Origin of the sequence: Aureimonas phyllosphaerae (assembly GCF_047943035.1) — a bacterium.
In the GTDB taxonomy this organism is placed as follows: Bacteria; Pseudomonadota; Alphaproteobacteria; order Rhizobiales; family Rhizobiaceae; genus Aureimonas; species Aureimonas phyllosphaerae.
Genome location: NZ_CP181348.1, coordinates 4,131,890 through 4,148,795, shown reverse-complemented (window position 1 = coordinate 4,148,795; position 16,906 = coordinate 4,131,890). Strand labels below are relative to the sequence as shown.

General features: G+C 68.5%; 17 protein-coding genes. 14 read left to right on the top strand and 3 right to left on the bottom strand.

Translation table 11 applies throughout. The features are described from left to right. Positions 1-76 precede the first annotated feature (76 nt). From ACLNGM_RS19840 to ACLNGM_RS19830, 3 genes are all read left to right on the top strand, one after another. Positions 77-700: a glucose-6-phosphate isomerase gene (locus ACLNGM_RS19840; RefSeq protein WP_416356267.1), complete on the top strand. Its 624-nt coding sequence runs from the start codon at positions 77-79 to the stop codon at positions 698-700. Beyond that, positions 697-1,647 carry a shikimate dehydrogenase family protein gene (locus tag ACLNGM_RS19835; protein WP_416356266.1) on the top strand — a complete coding sequence of 317 codons (951 nt, stop codon included), beginning with the start codon at positions 697-699 and terminating at the stop codon, positions 1,645-1,647. The genes ACLNGM_RS19840 and ACLNGM_RS19835 overlap by 4 nt, the downstream gene beginning before the upstream one ends. Positions 1,648-1,719: 72 nt before the next feature. Next, positions 1,720-2,634 carry a MurR/RpiR family transcriptional regulator gene (locus ACLNGM_RS19830; RefSeq protein ID WP_416356265.1) on the top strand — a complete coding sequence of 305 codons (915 nt, stop codon included), beginning with the start codon at positions 1,720-1,722 and terminating at the stop codon, positions 2,632-2,634. Positions 2,635-2,665: 31 nt separating this feature from the next. Here the strand turns inward: ACLNGM_RS19830 and ACLNGM_RS19825 are convergent, their stop codons facing one another. The 3 genes from ACLNGM_RS19825 to ACLNGM_RS19815 all read right to left on the bottom strand — a co-directional run bounded on the left by ACLNGM_RS19825 (position 2,666) and on the right by ACLNGM_RS19815 (position 5,193). Beyond that, positions 2,666-3,340 (bottom strand): spermidine synthase, encoded by a 675-nt coding sequence (locus ACLNGM_RS19825; protein WP_416356264.1) that lies wholly within the window; start codon positions 3,338-3,340, stop codon positions 2,666-2,668. Between the two features lie 132 nt (positions 3,341-3,472). Then, positions 3,473-4,252 (bottom strand): DedA family protein, encoded by a 780-nt coding sequence (locus ACLNGM_RS19820; RefSeq protein WP_416356263.1) that lies wholly within the window; start codon positions 4,250-4,252, stop codon positions 3,473-3,475. A 50-nt stretch (positions 4,253-4,302) separates the two neighbouring features. Continuing rightward, a complete protein-coding gene (locus ACLNGM_RS19815; RefSeq protein WP_416356262.1) occupies positions 4,303-5,193 on the bottom strand; it encodes a LysR substrate-binding domain-containing protein in 891 nt (296 codons plus the stop codon). Positions 5,194-5,356: 163 nt separating this feature from the next. Here ACLNGM_RS19815 and ACLNGM_RS19810 point away from each other — a divergent pair, with 163 nt between their 5' ends. The 11 genes from ACLNGM_RS19810 to ACLNGM_RS19760 all read left to right on the top strand — a co-directional run bounded on the left by ACLNGM_RS19810 (position 5,357) and on the right by ACLNGM_RS19760 (position 16,861). Then, on the top strand, positions 5,357-6,265 hold the full coding sequence (locus tag ACLNGM_RS19810; RefSeq protein ID WP_416356261.1) for a DMT family transporter: 909 nt from the start codon (positions 5,357-5,359) through the stop codon (positions 6,263-6,265). Positions 6,266-6,442: 177 nt separating this feature from the next. Continuing rightward, positions 6,443-6,994: a cupin domain-containing protein gene (locus tag ACLNGM_RS19805; RefSeq protein WP_244545844.1), complete on the top strand. Its 552-nt coding sequence runs from the start codon at positions 6,443-6,445 to the stop codon at positions 6,992-6,994. Positions 6,995-7,219: 225 nt separating this feature from the next. Further along, positions 7,220-8,158 carry a substrate-binding domain-containing protein gene (locus ACLNGM_RS19800; protein WP_416356260.1) on the top strand — a complete coding sequence of 313 codons (939 nt, stop codon included), beginning with the start codon at positions 7,220-7,222 and terminating at the stop codon, positions 8,156-8,158. Between the two features lie 77 nt (positions 8,159-8,235). Beyond that, on the top strand, positions 8,236-9,030 hold the full coding sequence (locus ACLNGM_RS19795) for an ATP-binding cassette domain-containing protein (protein WP_090958914.1): 795 nt from the start codon (positions 8,236-8,238) through the stop codon (positions 9,028-9,030). Then, positions 9,027-10,052 carry an ABC transporter permease gene (locus ACLNGM_RS19790; RefSeq protein ID WP_416356259.1) on the top strand — a complete coding sequence of 342 codons (1,026 nt, stop codon included), beginning with the start codon at positions 9,027-9,029 and terminating at the stop codon, positions 10,050-10,052. The genes ACLNGM_RS19795 and ACLNGM_RS19790 overlap by 4 nt, the downstream gene beginning before the upstream one ends. Positions 10,053-10,056: 4 nt before the next feature. Further along, entirely contained in the window at positions 10,057-11,151 is a 1,095-nt protein-coding gene (locus ACLNGM_RS19785) for a phosphotriesterase (protein WP_416356258.1), read from the top strand. A 30-nt stretch (positions 11,152-11,181) separates the two neighbouring features. Further along, positions 11,182-11,949, top strand: a complete 768-nt coding sequence (locus ACLNGM_RS19780) for a glutamine amidotransferase (protein ID WP_090958908.1) — start codon at positions 11,182-11,184, stop codon at positions 11,947-11,949. 14 nt (positions 11,950-11,963) lie between these two features. Further along, positions 11,964-12,869 (top strand): PfkB family carbohydrate kinase, encoded by a 906-nt coding sequence (locus tag ACLNGM_RS19775; protein WP_416356257.1) that lies wholly within the window; start codon positions 11,964-11,966, stop codon positions 12,867-12,869. Next, the gene (locus ACLNGM_RS19770) at positions 12,866-13,708 is read left to right on the top strand and encodes a BtpA/SgcQ family protein (protein WP_416356256.1); all 843 of its coding nucleotides are present in this window, start codon (positions 12,866-12,868) and stop codon (positions 13,706-13,708) included. Before ACLNGM_RS19775 ends, ACLNGM_RS19770 begins: the two co-directional genes overlap by 4 nt. Next, positions 13,705-14,988 (top strand): Zn-dependent hydrolase, encoded by a 1,284-nt coding sequence (locus ACLNGM_RS19765; RefSeq protein ID WP_416356255.1) that lies wholly within the window; start codon positions 13,705-13,707, stop codon positions 14,986-14,988. The genes ACLNGM_RS19770 and ACLNGM_RS19765 overlap by 4 nt, the downstream gene beginning before the upstream one ends. A 253-nt stretch (positions 14,989-15,241) precedes the next feature. Beyond that, positions 15,242-16,861, top strand: a complete 1,620-nt coding sequence (locus ACLNGM_RS19760) for a GMC family oxidoreductase (RefSeq protein ID WP_416358500.1) — start codon at positions 15,242-15,244, stop codon at positions 16,859-16,861. Positions 16,862-16,906: the final 45 nt, after the last annotated feature.

Here is a 16,906-nt window from a genome sequence, read left to right as displayed (position 1 = left end):
GTTGCGCATGCCCTTGATCATCGTCTATGTAGCAAAATTACACGTCATATGATGCCGACAAGGAGGAGCCGTATCCATGCTGATCGAGCCCGCAAGCTGTCAGGTCGACCTCGCTGCCGGGACGATGGGCGGGGCGAGCGGACGTTACCGGAAGCGGCTGAGCGACCTAGCGGGCCTGTATCTCGACGCCGACGCCCATCATGACCTCGTGACGCGCACCGGCGATGCCGTGGTCTACGACGTGGCAGACTTCCGCCCGTCCGCCGCGGCCGGCGACATGATCTTCGGCCTGACCCGGATGTCCCCCGGGTTGGTCGGCGAGGAATTCTTCCTGACCCGCGGCCACATCCACGCAAAGGCCGACCGTCCCGAAATCTACTACGGCCAGGCGGGCCAAGGACTGATGCAACTGGAGTCGCCGGAGGGCGAGACGCGCATCGTCGAGATCGGACCCCAGACGATCTGCTACGTCCCGCCGTTCTGGATCCACCGCTCGATCAATACGGGCGAGGGGGAATTCGTGATGATGTTCGCCTATCCCGCAGATGCCGGACAGGACTACGGCATCATCGAGCGATCCGGCGGAATGCGCCACCGGGTGCTGCGTGGCGAAGGCCACGGCTGGCGCCTCGCGGAGAACGCGGCGTATCGACCGCGGACGCGGGCAGACGTCCAGGCCCTGATGGGGGCCGCGGCATGACCTACGCACCCGCGACCCAGCCCACGCTCCACTTCATCGGCGTCACGACGGGCCAGAGCTCGATCATGAAGGTGTTTCCGGCCTGGGCCGCGCATCTCGGCCTTCGCGACGCGGCGATCCGGGGCATCGATTTCCCCCCGCATGCCGAGGCATCCGCCTACCGGGACGCCGTCGAGTTCATCCGCGACGATCCGCTTTCGCTCGGCGCGCTGGTCACGACGCACAAGATCGACCTGTTCCAGGCCGCGCGGGACCTCTTCGACGTCGTCGATCCGCATGCGAGCCTGATGGGCGAGACGAGCTGCATCTCGAAGCGGGACGGCAAGCTCGTCTGCCATGTCAAGGATCCGATCTCGTCGGGGCTCGCCATCGACGGCTTTCTCGAGCCCGGCCATTTCGCCCGCACGGGGGCGGAGTTCTTCGCGATGGGGGCAGGGGGCTCCACGATCGCCATGACATGGCACCTGATGCGCGCCGACCGGGGCCGGGACGTGCCCTCACGCGTCGTGGTCTCCGACCGCAGTGCCCATCGCCTCGACGAGATCCGCGCGGTTCACCGGCAGATGGCGCCCGCGATGCCGGTCGAGTACGTGCTGGTCGACACGTCGACCACCAACGACGAGATCTTGCGACGCCTAAAACCGGGCTCGTTCGTCGTCAACGCCACGGGTCTTGGCAAGGACGTGCCGGGCTCGCCGCTCACCGACCGGGCGCTCTTCCCCCAAGAGGCGATCGCCTGGGACCTCAACTATCGCGGCGACCTCGTCTTCCTCGAGCAGGCGCGGCGGCAGGCGGCCGAGCGCGCCCTGCGCGTCGAGGACGGATGGACCTATTTTCTCCACGGCTGGACGCAGGTGATCGCCGAAGTGTTCAAGACGCCGATCCCGACGTCGGGCGCGGGCTTCGACGCCATCTCCGATATCGCGATCCGAGCGGCGAAGGCCTAAGGCGGGGCGAGACTGTTCGCCGGGAGGGCGGCTTTCGGGCGCCGGCGATCGGGTGCGGCAGGTGGGATGGCGATGCAGCGCGAGGATCGCATGGAGACGCGGGAGGTGTCGGCCGCCAACATCATCGAGGTCGTGCGCGCCGCGCGTCCCGATCTGCGCAAGTCGGAGCGCAAGGTCGCCGACGCCGTCCTGTCCGATCCGCGCTCGGTCCTCGGCGCGACGATCGCGGAGCTTTCAGCCCTGGCCTCGGTGAGCCAACCGACCGTGGTGCGCTTTTCCGCCGCGGTCGGCTGCGACGGCTTCTCGGACTTCAAGCTGAGGCTGGCGCAGGCGCTGGCGCTCGGCGTGCCCGCGACGCATTCGGTGCTGCTCGACAGCGATCCGCCGGAGGCGGTGGCGGAGAAGATCTTCGACTATACGATGACCAGCCTCGACTGGGCGCGCACCCATCTCGACCGGGCTGCCCTCAACGAGAGCGTCAGGCTGCTCGGCCGCGCGCGATCGATCGAGTTCTTCGGCCTCGGCGCCTCCGGCATCGTCGCGCGCGACGCACAGCAGAAGTTTCCGCTGTTCGGCGTACCCTGCGGCGCGCAGGTCGATCCGCACCAGCAGTTCATCGCCGCTTCCATGATGGGGCCGGACGACGTGGCCTTCGTGATCTCGAACACCGGGCGGACGCAGGCGATCCTGCGCGTGGCCGAGACCGCCCGCGCGGCCGGCGCGAAGATCATCGGGCTGGTCGGAGCGGTCTCGCCACTCGTCGAGTGTTGCGATGTCGCCCTCGTCGTGCGCACCCACGACAACACCAATGCCTTCACGCCGACCACGTCTCGGATCGCCGCACTGGTCGTCATCGACATCCTGTCGACGAGCGTCGCGTTGACGCGCGCCCCCAGCCACAAGGAACGGGTCGCGGACATGAAGCGGCACTTGCGTGCATTCCGCGAGGCCGATGCTTCGGGACATGCGGGCGAGCCTATCGACTGAGCGACGCGCGCCGCGTCGCCGACCTCGGTGCCTAACGATCCGGCTTCGCGGCGAACCAGAGCACGTGCTTCGTTCCGCGCCCGCGTCCGGCCTTGACGCGCATCTCCTCCACCTCAAAACCGGAGCGCCCGAGCCGAGCGGTGAAGGCCGGGTCTGCTCCTTGCGACCAGATGCCGAGGACGCCGCCCGGCGTCAGTGCCCGGCGAGACGCGCCGAGGCCCGCCGGTCCGTAAAGGCGATCGTTGCTGTTTCGCGTCAGGCCGCCGGGTCCGTTGTCGACATCGAGCAGGATGGCATCAAAGGCGTTGCTCGCGCGGCCGATCGTCTCGGCCACGTCCTCCACGAGCACGGTCACGCGCGGGTCGGACAGCGAGGTGCCGAAGACCTCGGCCATCGGTCCTTTTGCCCACGCGACGACGCCCGGCACCAGCTCGGCGACCGTCACGGCCGCATCCGGCGCAAGGCTCGCCAGGGCGGCGCGCAGCGTGAACCCCATGCCAAGACCGCCGATCAGGATGCGCGCGGCCGGCCGCGCGCCGATCCGCTCGGCCGCGATCGTCGCCAGCGCTTCCTCCGATCCGCTGAGGCGGCTGTTCATCAACTCCGTCCCGCCGATCATGATGGAATATTCCATGCCGCGCCGCATGAGGCGCAGTTCGCCGCCGTTCGGGATGGCTGCGGTGCCGAGCGCTTCCCAGGGGATCACCGGCGGTTCCCTTCGATCGGGGCGCGGCGGCACGGGGTTGGGGCGAGGGGAGAGGGGTTGATCATCGGGCGCGCTCGCTGGGGCATTCCAAGCCCTTCTCGTAGCGCGCAAGGGTCGCACCCGCGAGGGGTTTCATGCGTCCGGGTTGACGCGATCCGCGCCGACCGGCGGAGGGGAGGTCAGCCCTTCCGGCATCCACCTGCGTCGCGTCCAGAAGGCAAGGGCGCCGACCAGGAGGAGTGCCCCGGCTGCTCCGAGGAGGAGACGGTGGTTCGCGCGCAGCGCGCCGAAGGCCGCTTCGATGGCATGCCCGAACCAGTATCCCGCGGATACGAAGACGAGCGCCCATGTCGCCGCCGCGGCGGCGTTGATCAGGACGAAGCGCGATGTCGAAAGCCGGGTCGTGCCGATCGCGATCGGACTGACCGTCCGGAACCCGTAGACGAAGCGAAAGCCGAAGGTAAAGAGGACAGGCCGCTCCTCGAAAGCCTTCAGCGCTTTGGCGAAGAAGGGGCGGGCGCTGACGCGTCGCACGAAGCGGGAGCTGCGGAAATGGCGGCCGCAGGCGAACCAGACCTGATCGGCGACGAAGGATCCAAGCGCCACCGCGAGGACGACCGGCCAGAACCCGAGCGTTCCCGAATGCGCGATGACGCCGGCGAGGATGGCGACGGTTTCGCCCTCGAGCCCCGCTCCGAGGAAGATGGCGGGCAGGCCGTATTGGGCGATGAAGGTCTCGATCGCTCTGGTCCTCGACAGGGCACGGGGGGCACCGCCGGACTGCCTGCCCGCAGCCGTCGCGCCGCTCCGGATGGATCGACAATCGCGCCTCCGCGATCGATGCCTCGAGCGATATAGCGGACGACCTTTCGGAGCGAAGGGCGGAAGGCGTCGCCTCGGAACGAAGTTCAAGGTTGGAACCTGCCGACCTCGGCCGGCCGGTCAGACGGTGAGGAGCACATTCATGGTCGGCGCGCGTCGAGGAGCCACTCCCGCACGGCCGCGGTGGGTACGGGGCGACGGGACCTGCGCAGCGTGACGACGTAGGCGTTCAGCACACCGTCCATCGTGTCGGGGAACGCCTGAACCAGGCGCCCGGCCTCGATGTCGCTCGTCACCAGGAAGCGGCTGGCGACGGCGATACCCTGACCGGCGGCCGCGGCATCGATCGCGAGCGACGTCTGGCTGAACCGCATCTGCCGGGCCGATGCCGGAAAGGCCTGCCCGAGGACGCGCTCCGTGAACTCCGGCCAGAGGTCGTGCGCATCGCTGAGGAAGGTCAGGCGGTCGAGGCTCGACGCACGGATTTCACGTGACCCGTCGTCCAGCATCGCGGGACTGCACACGGCCACCACCTCCTGCTCGAACAGAAGGTCGGCGACGAGGCCGGGCCCGAACCCGGTGCGGCTCTGGCGAACGGCGATGTCGACGCCGTCGCTCTGGAAATTCGACAGGCTTTCCGTCGCGAGGATGCGCAGCTCGATCCCGGGATGCGCCTCTGCGAAAGCGGGAAGTCGCGGCAGGAGCCATTTCGACGCGAAGGTCGGCGTCACGCTGATCGTCAGGCGCTCGGGCTCCGGGCGTAGCGCCGCTGTCGCCTCGTTCATCACCTCGAACGCCCGGCGCAGCTGCGCCGCATAGCTGCGCCCCGGTGCCGTCAGCGCGAGGGAGCGCGGCAGCCGTTCGAACAGTCGGATGCCGAGATCGGCCTCCAGCCCGCGCACGTGCTGGGCCACGGCGGCCTGCGTCACCCCAAGCTCCTCGGCGGCGAGCCGGAAGTTCAGGTGTCGCGCCGACGCCTCGAAGGCGCGAAGGGCATTGAGCGGCGGAAGACGATGGGACGAGGACTTCATCCAGTAGATTTCCTACTGCATCGAGACAGGACTTCTCCTTAGTCCGGTTCCCCCATCGATGCGATAGGCATCGGGTGGCGAGCGTCTTTCGGCTCCGTCACAACCGGTTGCGGCGCCTCGCGTCGATGCCGGTCGATTCTCCGTTCGAAAAGGTGGGATTGCCATGGCCCGCGCCTATGCCGCGCTCGTCACCCTCGGCTTCATCTGGGGCACGAACTTCATCTCCATGAAGATGGCGACAGGGCTCATCTCGCCTGCCCAGACCGTATTCCTGCGCGTCCTCTTCGGCTTCCTGCCGCTTGGCCTGATGGCGTGGAGAACGGGCGCGATAACGCGGGCCCAGCTGCGGCACTTGCCGCATTTCGCCGTCATGTCGGTGATGGCGACGACGTTCTACTACTACGGCTTCGTCGCCGGCACGGCCCTCCTGCCGACGAGCGTCGCGGGCCTCCTCAGCGGCTCCATCCCGATCTTCACGTTCCTCGGCGCCGCGCTTTTCCTGCGCGAGGATCGCCCGACCGGGCAGATGGCGGCCGGCGTCGCGCTCGGCTTCGTCGGCATCGTGCTCAGCGCCCAGCCATGGAACGCGTCCGCGGACATTCCGCTGGCCGGCGTCCTGTGGATGCTCGCCGGAACCTCGAGCGTCGGCTGCTCCTTCGTCTACGCCCGACGCTTCCTCACGCAGCTGAACCTCAAGCCCCTGACGCTCGCCACGTGGCAGACCGGGCTGGCGGTGGTGACGATCGCGGCCCTCACCGATTTTCACGGCATCGGCGCGATCGTCTCGAACCCGCTCGCGCTGCTGGCTGCCGTCGTCGGGCTCGGCATCGTCGGGACAGGCGGGGCGTTCCTCATCTATTACTTCATCATCGGCACGCTCGGCCCCGTCCGTGCGGCCGGTGCGACCTACATCGCGCCCGTCGTCGCCGTTGCGATCGGCGCCCTGATCGGCGAGCGCATCACCGGTATCGAACTCCTTGCGCTCGCGCTGATCCTCACGGGTGTGGTGCTGATCCAGACCGGAAAGCGGACCGCACCGGCGGGCTCGGTCGGCACACGGCAAACGGCATGATCCATCAGTAGCAATGAGAAGCCCCGACTTGCAGGTCATTCAACAGACTTGAAAAACGGTACGGGTTCGGCTCTTTTGTCGCTGCATGGATCGAAGCGAGGCGCGCTGGTGAGTTCGGAACCCAAGTCAGTCCCTCCGGTGTCCGATCCTCAACCCGGCAGCGTCGCGCTGTCGAGCATGCTCGGTGTCCGATTGAAGCTCGCACGGCAGACCAAGGGGATGACCCTGAAGGGTCTCGCCGTATCCGCGGGCTGCTCGGAGAGCCTTCTGTCCAAGATCGAGAACGGCAAGGCGTCCCCCTCGCTGCCGATGCTGCACCGCCTGGTCGAGGCGCTCGGAACCAATATAGGCCGCATGTTCGAAGAGGTGGATGGTGAGGAGGGCATCGTCTTCCGCGCCGGCCGACGACCGCTCATCACGCTCGACCCGCTCCGCCAGGGGGACGGGATCACGCTGGAGCGCGTCATACCCTACTCGGCGGGCCATCTCCTCCAGTGCAACATCCACCATATCGACGTCGGCGGCGCGAGCGCCGGTCCGATCCGGCACGCGGGCGAAGAGGTCGGGTATGTGGTGTCGGGCGAGGTCGAGCTGATCGTCGACGATCGCTCGTTTCACCTCCGCGAGGGCGATTCCTTCGCCTTCCAATCCGAGCGACCCCATCACTACCGCAACAACGGGACGAAGCGCGCGAGCATCTTCTGGGTCAACACACCGCCGACGTTCTGAGCACGATAGAGGCTTCCGTCCAACGGGCATTGGGCGACGTCCTGATCCGCCTGACGTTTGCGGCGCGCAAATCCGATGCGGCGCTGCACAAAACGAATGCACATTCCAAGATTGGCGAAGGGCTGCGCAATTCTGTTGACAAGCGTTCAAGTCTCTTGAATTCTCCCGCTGCCGACGATGGCATGGCCCCCCTGGATTGGGCCCTCGATCATGGAGAATCGGAAAATGCGCCTTTCCCATTTCCTCGCCGGCACCGCCGTCGCCCTGACGGTTCTGGCCAACAACGCCTCGGCGGCGCTCGCCGACACCTACGCCCTGGTGACGATCAACCAGCAGGCCCTGTTCTTCAACCAGATCAACGACGGCGCGAAGGCCGCGGCCAAGGCCGCCGGCGTCGAACTCGTGATCTTCGACGCCAACAACGTGCCGGCCGCGCAGAACACGGCGATCGAGAACTACATCACGCAGAAGGTCGACGGCATCATCCTGATCGCCATCGACGTGAACGGCGTGAAGCCCGCCATTTCCGAGGCCAAGAAGGCCGGCATTCCCGTGATCGCGATCGATGCGCAGATCCCGAACGGCGACAACGTCGCCTTCGTCGGCGTCGACAACATGAAGGCGGGCGAGGAGATCGGCAAGTTCTACGCCGACTACGTCAAGTCGCAGATGAAGGGCGAGGCGACGGTCGGCGTCGTCGGCGCGCTGAACTCCTTCATCCAGAATCAGCGCCTCGACGGCTTCAAGAAGGCGGTCGGCGACAGCGGCGCCAAGGTCGAGTTCCTCGACACGGTCGACGGCCAGAACGTCCAGGACGTGGCGCTCGGCGCCGCCGAGAACCTGATGACCGCCAATCCCACGATGACGACGCTCTACGCGACCGGCGAGCCGGCGCTGATCGGCTCGGTCTCGGCGGTCGAGAGCCAGGGCCGCCAGAGCGACGTGAAGGTCTTCGGCTGGGACCTCACCGCGCAGGCCGTCAAGGGCATCGACGAGGGCTGGGTCGCCGCCGTCGTCCAGCAGGACCCCGCCGGCGAAGGCAAGGCCGCCGTCGAGGCGCTGGCCAAGCTGAAGAAGGGCGAGAGCGTCGAGCCGATCATCAACATCCCGGTGACGATCGTGACCAAGGCGAACGTCGACCAGTTCCGGGGCATGTTCAAGTAAGGCGCCCCCGCACAAGCGGCCCGATGGACGGGCTCCGGCCCGTCCGCTTCCCGTGTTCCTCCAGACGGAGCGGCGTCATGCCAGCCACCCCCGACCGTGTCCGGATGACCGGCATCTCCAAGCGCTACGGTCCGATCCAGACGCTCAGCGACGTGTCGCTGCATCTGGCGCCGGGCGAGGTGCTCGGACTTGTCGGCGACAACGGGGCCGGCAAGTCGACCCTCTCCAAGGTCCTGTCCGGCGCGGTCGTGCCCGACAGCGGCACGATCGAGATCGACGGGCAGGCGGTCGCCTTCGCCTCGCCGGCGGACGCCCGCGCCGCAAGGGTCGAAATGGTCTACCAGGACCTCTCGCTCTGCGACACGGTCGATGTCGCCGGCAACATCTTCCTCGGCCGCGAGCCGCGGCGGCGGCTGGCGGGCCTCAACCTCCTCGACAAGCGGCGGATGCACGACGAGGCGAGGGCCATGCTTGAGACGCTCGGCATCGTCATCGCCGACACGCGCCTCATGGTCGAGAACCTGTCGGGCGGGCAGCGCCAGTCGATCGCCATCGGCCGCGCCGCGTCGTTCGAGCCGAAGGTCCTCATCATGGACGAGCCGACGGCCGCACTCGCCGTCGCCGAGGTCGAGGCGGTGCTCGAGCTCATCCGCACCGTCTCGGCGCGCGGCGTCTCGGTGATCCTGATCACCCACCGTCTGCAGGATCTCTTCCTCGTCTGCGACCGCATCCAGGTCATGTACGAGGGCCGCAACGTCGCCGAGCGGCGGATCGCGGACACCAATATCGAAGAGGTCGTGAACCTCATCGTCGGCCGCAAGTTCCAGGCGCGCTCGGCGCGCGGCGAAGACGGGCAAGGAGCACGGGCATGAGTTCCGGGATCGCGGGCGGCAGCGCCCATCTCCATGCGGCGGCACCCCCGCGCGTGCGCAAGGCCACCCTTCGCGACCGCTTCATCGCCAACGGCGCGGTGGGCTCGATCGCGATCTTCTTCATCCTGGTCTGCCTCCTGTTCAGCCTGACGACCGGCGCCTTCCTGTCGGCGCCCAATCTCCTGAACATCGTCCGCCAGTCCGCGCCGCTCCTGATCGTCGCGGCCTCGATGACCTTCGTCATCACGACGGGCGGCATCGACCTCTCGGTCGGCTCCGTCCTGGCGCTCGTCTGCGCCCTCTCGGCCGCGCTCCTCCAGTGGGGCCTGCCCTGGCCGCTGACGATCCTCGCCATGCTGGCGCTCGGCGCCCTGATCGGCGCGCTGCAGGGCTTCTTCATCGCCTACGAGGGAATTCCCGCCTTCATCGTGACGCTCGCCGGCCTCTCGGTGATCCGTGGCGTCGCGCTCCTGATCACGGGCGGCTACTCGATCCCGATCGAGCCCGACAGCATGTTCGTGACGCTCGGCCGCGGCTGGTTCCTCGGCGTGCCCATCCCGGCCTGGATCGCGCTCGCCGTGCTGCTGGCGGCCTATCTCGCCTTCAACGGCACGCGCTTCGGCCGCTACGTGACGGGCATCGGCGCCAACAAGGAGGCGGTGCGGCGCGCGGGCGTCGACGTCCGGCGCACGCTCCTCAGCGTCTACATGCTCTCGTCGACGGCAGCCGCGCTCGCCGGCGTCGTCCTCGCCGGGCGGCTCGGCTCCGGCTCGTCGAACTCCGGCCAGGGGTTCGAGCTCGACGTCATCGCGGCCGTGGTGCTCGGCGGCACATCGCTCTTCGGCGGACGTGGAACGATGGTCGGCACCGTGCTCGGCGCGCTGACGGTCGCCGTCATCGCCAACGGCCTGATCCTCGCCCACATGTCGCCGTTCCTGACGCCGATCATCACCGGCTGCATCATCCTCGTCGCGATCTGGCTGAACTTCCGCCTGTTCCGCGGCGCCTCGCGCGGGCGCTGATCCGATGGCGCTCGACTTCCGGGATCCGGCAGGCCGGCGCGGGGTGCCATCGGGCATCGGCGTGCGCTCCGGCCATGTGATGACGGTGGACGGACCGTCCCCCGTGGCCGACATGGGCGTCACGCTGATGCACGAGCACGTCTTCCTCGACGGCGCCAAGTCCTGGCGCTGTCCGTGCCACCCACCCGATCCGGTGCGACACGAAGGTCCCGTGCGCATCGAGATCATCGGCGAGCTGCGCATGAACCCCTACATGAACCGCGACAACGTTTCGCTCGACGACGGCGACCTCGCGCTGTCGGAACTGAAGATGTTCCAGGCGCTCGGCGGCCACACGGTGGTGGACCCGACGAACTTCGGCATCGGGCGGGACCCGGAAGGGCTTCGGCGCATCCAGCGCATGAGCGGACTGAAGATCGTGATGGGCTCGGGCTTCTATCTCGAGTTCAGCCATCCCGACTGGCTGAAGGGCATGGACGTCGACGAGGTCGCCGAACTGATCGTGCGCGACGTCGGCGGCACCGAGGACCGGCCCGAGATCATGGCCGGCATCATCGGCGAGGTCGGCGTGTCCAAGGACTTCACGCCCGAGGAGCGCAAGTCGCTTCGGGGCGCGGCGCGGGCCTCGGCGCGTACCGGCGTGCCGCTCTCGATCCATCTGCCGGGTTGGGAGCGCCTGGCGCACGAGGTGCTCGACGTCGTGGAAGGCGAGGGCGCGGACCTCCGGCACACCGTCCTTTGCCACATGAATCCGAGCCACGACGACATCGCCTACCAGACGAGCTTGGCGCGGCGTGGCGCGTTTCTGGAATACGACATGATCGGCATGGACTACTACTATGCCGACCAGGACGCGCAGTGCCCCTCCGACGAGGAGAACGCGCGCGCGATCCGAACCCTCGTCGACGAAGGTTTCGCCGACCGCGTCCTCCTCAGCCAGGACGTCTTCCTGAAGATGATGCTCACCCGCTACGGCGGCTTCGGCTACGCCCACGTGCTGCGCCATTTCGTGCCGCGCCTGAAGCGCCACGGCGTGCCCGAGGCGGTGATCGACGCCATCATGACCGACAATCCGCGCGCCGTCTTCGCGGCCGCCTGATCCTTTTCCCTTCGCTCAAGGAAATTCGATATGACCCGCAAGAAGGTGCTCCTCGCCGGCGAAAGCTGGGTGTCGACCGCGACCCACATCAAGGGCTTCGATCAGTTCCCGACCGTGACCTACCACCAGGGCGCCGACGAGCTTCTGGCCGCGCTGAAGGACAGCGCCTACGACATCACCTTCATGCCCGCCCATGCGGCGCAGAAGGACTTCCCGCAGACTATGGAGGCCCTGCGCGAGTACGATGCGGTGATCCTCTCCGACATCGGCGCCAACACGCTGCTGCTGCATCCCGACACCTGGATCCACTCCAAGACGACGCCGAACCGCCTGAAGCTCCTGCGCGACTACGTCGATGGGGGCGGCGCGCTCTTGATGTTCGGCGGCTACTATTCCTTCCAGGGCATCAACGGCGGCGCGCGCTACGCCCGCACGCCGGTCGAGGACGTCCTGCCCGTCACGTGCCTGCGCTTCGACGACCGCGTCGAGGTGCCCGAGGGCTTCTCGCCCGTGGTCACCGGCGAGGCCTCGCATCCGATCCTGAACGGTCTCGGCACCGAATGGCCGGTGCTCCTCGGCTACAATGAGGTGGAATTGAAACCCGGCGCCGAGGTGCTGGCAACGGTCTCGGCCGACTACGGCTCGCAGCCGCTCCTCGTCACCGGCACGTATGGGCAAGGCCGCTCGGTGGTCTGGACCTCGGACGTCGGCCCGCACTGGCTGCCGGGCGAGTTCATCCGTTGGGACGGCTATGCCAAGCTGTTCTCCGCCATGCTCGACTGGGCGACCGCGAAGTAAGGGAGCCCGGCCGGATGCCCGTCCATGTCGTCGGCAACGCCTGTCTCGACACGACATTCCGTCTCGCCCGCTTTCCGGGGCCCGGCGAGACGCTGAATGCGATCGATTGCAGCGTCGCGCTCGGCGGCAAGGGCGCCAACCAGGCGCTCGCGGCGTGGCGCGCGGGCGCCGATGTCATGCTCTGGTCGGCCGTCGGCTCGGACGGCGAGGCGGCGCTCGTCCGCCGGGGGCTCATGGAGGCCGGTCTCTCGGATCATGGCCTCACCGCCCTGCCGCTGCCGACCGACCGCTCCGCCATCATGGTGGACGAGACGGGCGAGAACCAGATCGTGAGCGCCGTCGCCTGCGCGCGGGCCTTCGACCCAGCGGCGAGCGGCTGGCTGGCCGCGGCACGGCCGGGCGACGCGCTCGTCCTGCAGGGCAACCTCACCCCGGCTGCGACGCGCGCCGCGCTCGAGGCGGGGCGCGCGCTCGGCCTCCTGACGGTGCTGAACGCCAGTCCGCTCGATGAGCGCGCCGACGGCCTTCCCGGCGCACCGGCCGTCACCGTGGTCAACCGCGTCGAGGGCGAGGCGCTGACCGGCGAGCGCGAGCCCGGCCTGATCGCGGAACGTCTCGCCCGCATGGGCGGCGGCGCGGCGGTGGTCACGCTCGGCGCCGACGGGTATGTCGCAGTGCAGGACCCCGCCGCGGCACCCCGATTCCATCCGGCCGCGCCCGCCGAGGCCCTCGACACGAGCGGGGCGGGCGACGTCTTCTGCGGCACGCTGGCCGCCCGGCTGTCGCTCGGCGACGCGTTCGAGCCGGCCCTTCACCTCGCGGCCCGGGCGGCGGCGGTGGCCGTCACGCGGACCGGCACCTTCGGCTGCGGCCCCAGCCGCGACGAGTTTCACGCATGGCATACGAGAGATAGCGCATGAGCACCCCATCCAAGCCCATCGGACAGGCATCCGGCGATGCGCTCCAGGACATCTTCGGCAGCCGCCGCGCCATTATCGGCGTCGTGCACCTCGCACCGCTGCCCGGAAGCCCGCGCCATGACGGCGAGGCGGTCGAGACGATCTACCAGCGCGGGCTCGACGACGCGCGCGCCTATCTGGAGGGCGGCTGCAACGGGGTGATCGTCGAGAACCATGGCGACGTACCCTTTTCCAAGCCCGATGCGATCGGCCCCGAGACCGCCGCGCACATGTCGGTGGTCGCCGACCGCATCCGGCGCGAACTCGGCCGCCCGATCGGCATCAACGTCCTCGCCAATGCCGCGATCCCCGCGCTCGCCATCGCCAGCGCCGCCGGTGCCGCCTTCGTGCGCGTCAACCAGTGGGCCAATGCCTATGTCGCCAACGAGGGCTTCGTGGAAGGCGAGGCGGCGCGCGCCATGCGCTACCGCGCGCAGCTTCGGGCGAAGGGCATCCGCATCTTCGCCGACGCGCATGTGAAGCACGGCGCGCATGCCATCGTCGCCGACCGGCCGGTCGAGGAGCAGGTCAAGGACCTCGTCTTCTTCGACGCCGACGTCGTGATCGCAACCGGCCAGCGCACCGGACATGTGGCGGAGCTGTCCTACATCCGGATGATCAAGGAGGCGGCGAACCTGCCGACGCTGGTCGGCAGCGGCGTGACGCCCGAGAACGTCGGCGACATCCTCTCGGTCGCCGACGGGGTGATCGTCGCGAGCTCGCTGAAATACGACGGCGTCTGGTGGAACCAAGTCGATCCGGGCCGCGTGAAGGCGTTCACGGCCAGGCTCGGTCGATGATCGGGCGACCCGCGATCCGGTCCGAGCGTCTTCTGGAGCGTCTCGATCGTTTCGCGGCGATCGGCGCGACGGCAAGGGGCGGGGTCAACCGCCAGGCCCTTACCGAAGGCGACCGGCAGGCCCGCGCCCTCCTGACCGAGCTTGCCGGGGCGCGCGGCTTCCATGTCCGGCAGGATGAAGCGGCCAACCTCTTCCTGCGCCGCGACGGCACCGATACCGCCTTGTCACCGCTGCTCCTCGGCAGCCATCTCGATACGCAGCCGACTGGCGGGCGCTTCGACGGGGCTCTCGGCGTTCTGGCCGCTTTCGAAGTGCTGGAGGCGCTGGAGGACGCGAGCGTCGTGTGCGAACGGGCGCAGGAGGTCGTCGTCTGGACCAACGAGGAGGGCAGCCGTTTCGCGCCGGGCGCCATGGGGTCGCAGGCCTTTGCCGGCGGCTCGCTTCCGGCGGCATGGCGCGATGCGCGCTCGCCCGACGGCGCACGCCTCGGTGACGAACTTGCGGCGACAGTCGCAGCCCTTCCGGTGCCGATCGTCCCGCTCGGGTTTCCGATCGCCGCCTATCTCGAACTCCATATCGAGCAGGGGCCGGTCCTCGAGCGCGAGGACATTCCCGTCGGCGTCGTCACCGGCATTCAGGGGACGCTCTGGCTGGATGTCGAGATCGAGGGGCAGGCGGCTCATGCGGGGACGACCCCTCTCGAGTTCCGCCGCGACCCGATGCGCACGGCGGCCGCCGCCATGGCGGCGTTCTATCGAACCATCATGCCGTCGGATCCCGAGGCGCGCTTCACCATCGGCCGCATCGCGTCCGAGCCCGGCTCGGTCAACGCGGTTCCCGAGCGCGTGCGCTTCACGATCGACCTGCGCCACCCCGATGCGGCCGTCCTCGCCTCACTCGCCGGACGGATCGAAGACGTGCTGCGGGACGTCGCCAAGGAGGGCGGCTGCCAGCTCTCGATCCGCCGCCTCGTCGATATGCCGCCGACCGCCTTTCCCGAACCGATGCTGGAGCGGGTCGAGGCGAGCGCTCGGCGCGCCAGCCTCCGATCCCGCCGGATCGTCTCCGGCGCATTCCATGATGCGCTCTACCTCGCGCGGTGCGCGCCCGTCGCGATGATCTTCTGCCCGTGCCGAGACGGGATCAGCCACAACGAAGCGGAATATGTGGAGCCCCGTCACGTGCTCGCGGGCGCAACCGTTCTCTTGGAGACGGCGCTGTCGCTGATCGGCGGCGTCGATTTGGCGATCGACGAGCCGCCTGTGGTCCGGGCACTCTAAGGTTTTCCGCTCAGCGCCTCCCTGCTGTCCGAGACGGGTCACTCAGGATTGCGCGATGGGGCTCGACGCGGTGGCCCCGGCTCGTGCATCCTGCATTTCGGAACCGCCGGGAGAGCCATCGCGATCGATGGGGCGGATCTATGCGGGGCGCGAAGCCGCGTTGCGGGCCGCATGGGCGTCGGGCTCGTTTCATGGGCGCTCGCCCGCCGCGACGGTGCGACGCAAGGCGGGAGGCGACGCCAGTTTGACGACGATGAGGAGAGTTTCCGACGGTGGCCGCCTCGATCTCGGCCGCTACAGCCATATCGTCGTCGGCGCGGGCTCGGCCGGTTGCGTCCTTGCCAACCGGCTGAGCGCCGATCCGAAGAACACGGTGCTCCTGCTCGAAGCCGGCGGCTCCGATCGATACCACTGGATCCACATTCCGGTCGGCTACCTCTACTGCATGGGCAACCCGCGGACCGACTGGGGCTACTCGACCGAAGCCGAGTCCGGGCTGAACGGGCGCAGGCTCGCCTATCCCCGCGGCAAGGTCATGGGCGGCTGCTCCTCGATCAACGGCATGATCTACATGCGCGGGCAGGCGGCCGACTACGACGGCTGGCGCCAGCTCGGCAATGTCGGCTGGGGGTGGGACGACGTCCTGCCGCTGTTTCGCCGCTCCGAGAACCACCACGAGCAGGACGGGCCATTCCACGGCCAGAGCGGCGAGTTGCGGGTCGAGAAGCAGCGCCTGTCCTGGCCGATCCTCGACGCGATCCGGGAGGCTGCCGAGGAGCTCGGCGTGCCGCAGATCGACGACTTCAACGCCGGTGACAATCTCGGCTCGTCCTATTTCGAGGTGACGCAGAAGTCCGGCCTGCGCTTCAACGCCGTGCGGGCCTTTCTCGGACCGATCCGGCATCGCAGGAACCTGCGCATCCTGACCAAGGCCCAGGCCGAGCGCATCCGCATCGAGAACGGGCGAGCGGTCGGCCTCGACTTGCGTCTCGACGGCCGGCCCGCCACGGCGCACGGCGACGTCGTCTTGTCCGCCGGCGCGATCGGCACGCCGCAGCTTCTGCAACTGTCCGGCATCGGTCCGGGCGACCTTCTCCGGCGATACGGTATCGACGTCGTGCTCGACCGGCCGGGCGTCGGCGCCAACCTGCAGGACCATCTCCAGATCCGCACCGCCTTCCGCATCGAGGGAGCGCGAACCTTGAACGAATGGCAGGCGACGCTCCTCGGTAAGGCGCAGATCGGCCTGCAATATGCGCTGAAGCGCTCGGGGCCGATGGCGATGGCGCCGAGCCAGCTCGGCATCTTCATGAAATCGGATCCGCGGTTCGAGACCGCCAATATCGAGTTCCACGTCCAGCCACTGTCGCTCGACCGCTTCGGAGAGCCGCTGCATTCCTTCCCCGCGATCACGGTCTCGGTCTGCAACCTGCGTCCGGAATCTCGCGGTCATGTCCGGATCGCAAGCGCCGATCCCTTCGCCGCGCCCGCGATCCAGCCGAACTACCTGTCGACCGAGGGCGACCGGGAGGTCGCCGCCGCTTCGATCCGGGCCGCACGCCGGCTGATGGCGACGAGGCGTCTCGAACGCTACCGGCCGGAAGAGTTCAAGCCGGGCGCCCACCTGCAGAGCGACGCGGAACTGGCGGAAGCGGCCGGCGACATCGCCACGACGATCTTCCATCCCGTCGGCACCGCACGCATGGGCGTCGACGTTGATGCCGTGGTCGACCCACAACTGCGGCTGCGCGGCCTCGACGGCCTGCGGGTCGCGGATTGCTCGATCATGCCGACGATCGTTTCCGGCAACACCCACGCCCCGGCCGCGATGATCGCGGAGAAGGCCGCCGAGATGATGCGCGCGGACCCCTGAAAGCCGAGCCACGGCTCGCGACGGGCCTGCCATTCCCGCCGCCCG

Bases quoted from the DNA above. Each gene is read 5' to 3' on its own strand.
- ACLNGM_RS19840 (WP_416356267.1), top strand. From the start codon at position 77: ATGCTGATCGAGCCCGCAAGCTGTCAGGTCGACCTCGCTGCCGGGACG.
- ACLNGM_RS19835 (WP_416356266.1), top strand. From the start codon at position 697: ATGACCTACGCACCCGCGACCCAGCCCACGCTCCACTTCATCGGCGTC.
- ACLNGM_RS19830 (WP_416356265.1), top strand. From the start codon at position 1,720: ATGCAGCGCGAGGATCGCATGGAGACGCGGGAGGTGTCGGCCGCCAAC.
- ACLNGM_RS19815 (WP_416356262.1), bottom strand. From the start codon at position 5,193: ATGAAGTCCTCGTCCCATCGTCTTCCGCCGCTCAATGCCCTTCGCGCC.
- ACLNGM_RS19810 (WP_416356261.1), top strand. From the start codon at position 5,357: ATGGCCCGCGCCTATGCCGCGCTCGTCACCCTCGGCTTCATCTGGGGC.
- ACLNGM_RS19805 (WP_244545844.1), top strand. From the start codon at position 6,443: ATGCTCGGTGTCCGATTGAAGCTCGCACGGCAGACCAAGGGGATGACC.
- ACLNGM_RS19800 (WP_416356260.1), top strand. From the start codon at position 7,220: ATGCGCCTTTCCCATTTCCTCGCCGGCACCGCCGTCGCCCTGACGGTT.
- ACLNGM_RS19795 (WP_090958914.1), top strand. From the start codon at position 8,236: ATGCCAGCCACCCCCGACCGTGTCCGGATGACCGGCATCTCCAAGCGC.
- ACLNGM_RS19790 (WP_416356259.1), top strand. From the start codon at position 9,027: ATGAGTTCCGGGATCGCGGGCGGCAGCGCCCATCTCCATGCGGCGGCA.
- ACLNGM_RS19785 (WP_416356258.1), top strand. From the start codon at position 10,057: ATGGCGCTCGACTTCCGGGATCCGGCAGGCCGGCGCGGGGTGCCATCG.
- ACLNGM_RS19780 (WP_090958908.1), top strand. From the start codon at position 11,182: ATGACCCGCAAGAAGGTGCTCCTCGCCGGCGAAAGCTGGGTGTCGACC.
- ACLNGM_RS19775 (WP_416356257.1), top strand. From the start codon at position 11,964: ATGCCCGTCCATGTCGTCGGCAACGCCTGTCTCGACACGACATTCCGT.
- ACLNGM_RS19770 (WP_416356256.1), top strand. From the start codon at position 12,866: ATGAGCACCCCATCCAAGCCCATCGGACAGGCATCCGGCGATGCGCTC.
- ACLNGM_RS19765 (WP_416356255.1), top strand. From the start codon at position 13,705: ATGATCGGGCGACCCGCGATCCGGTCCGAGCGTCTTCTGGAGCGTCTC.
- ACLNGM_RS19760 (WP_416358500.1), top strand. From the start codon at position 15,242: ATGAGGAGAGTTTCCGACGGTGGCCGCCTCGATCTCGGCCGCTACAGC.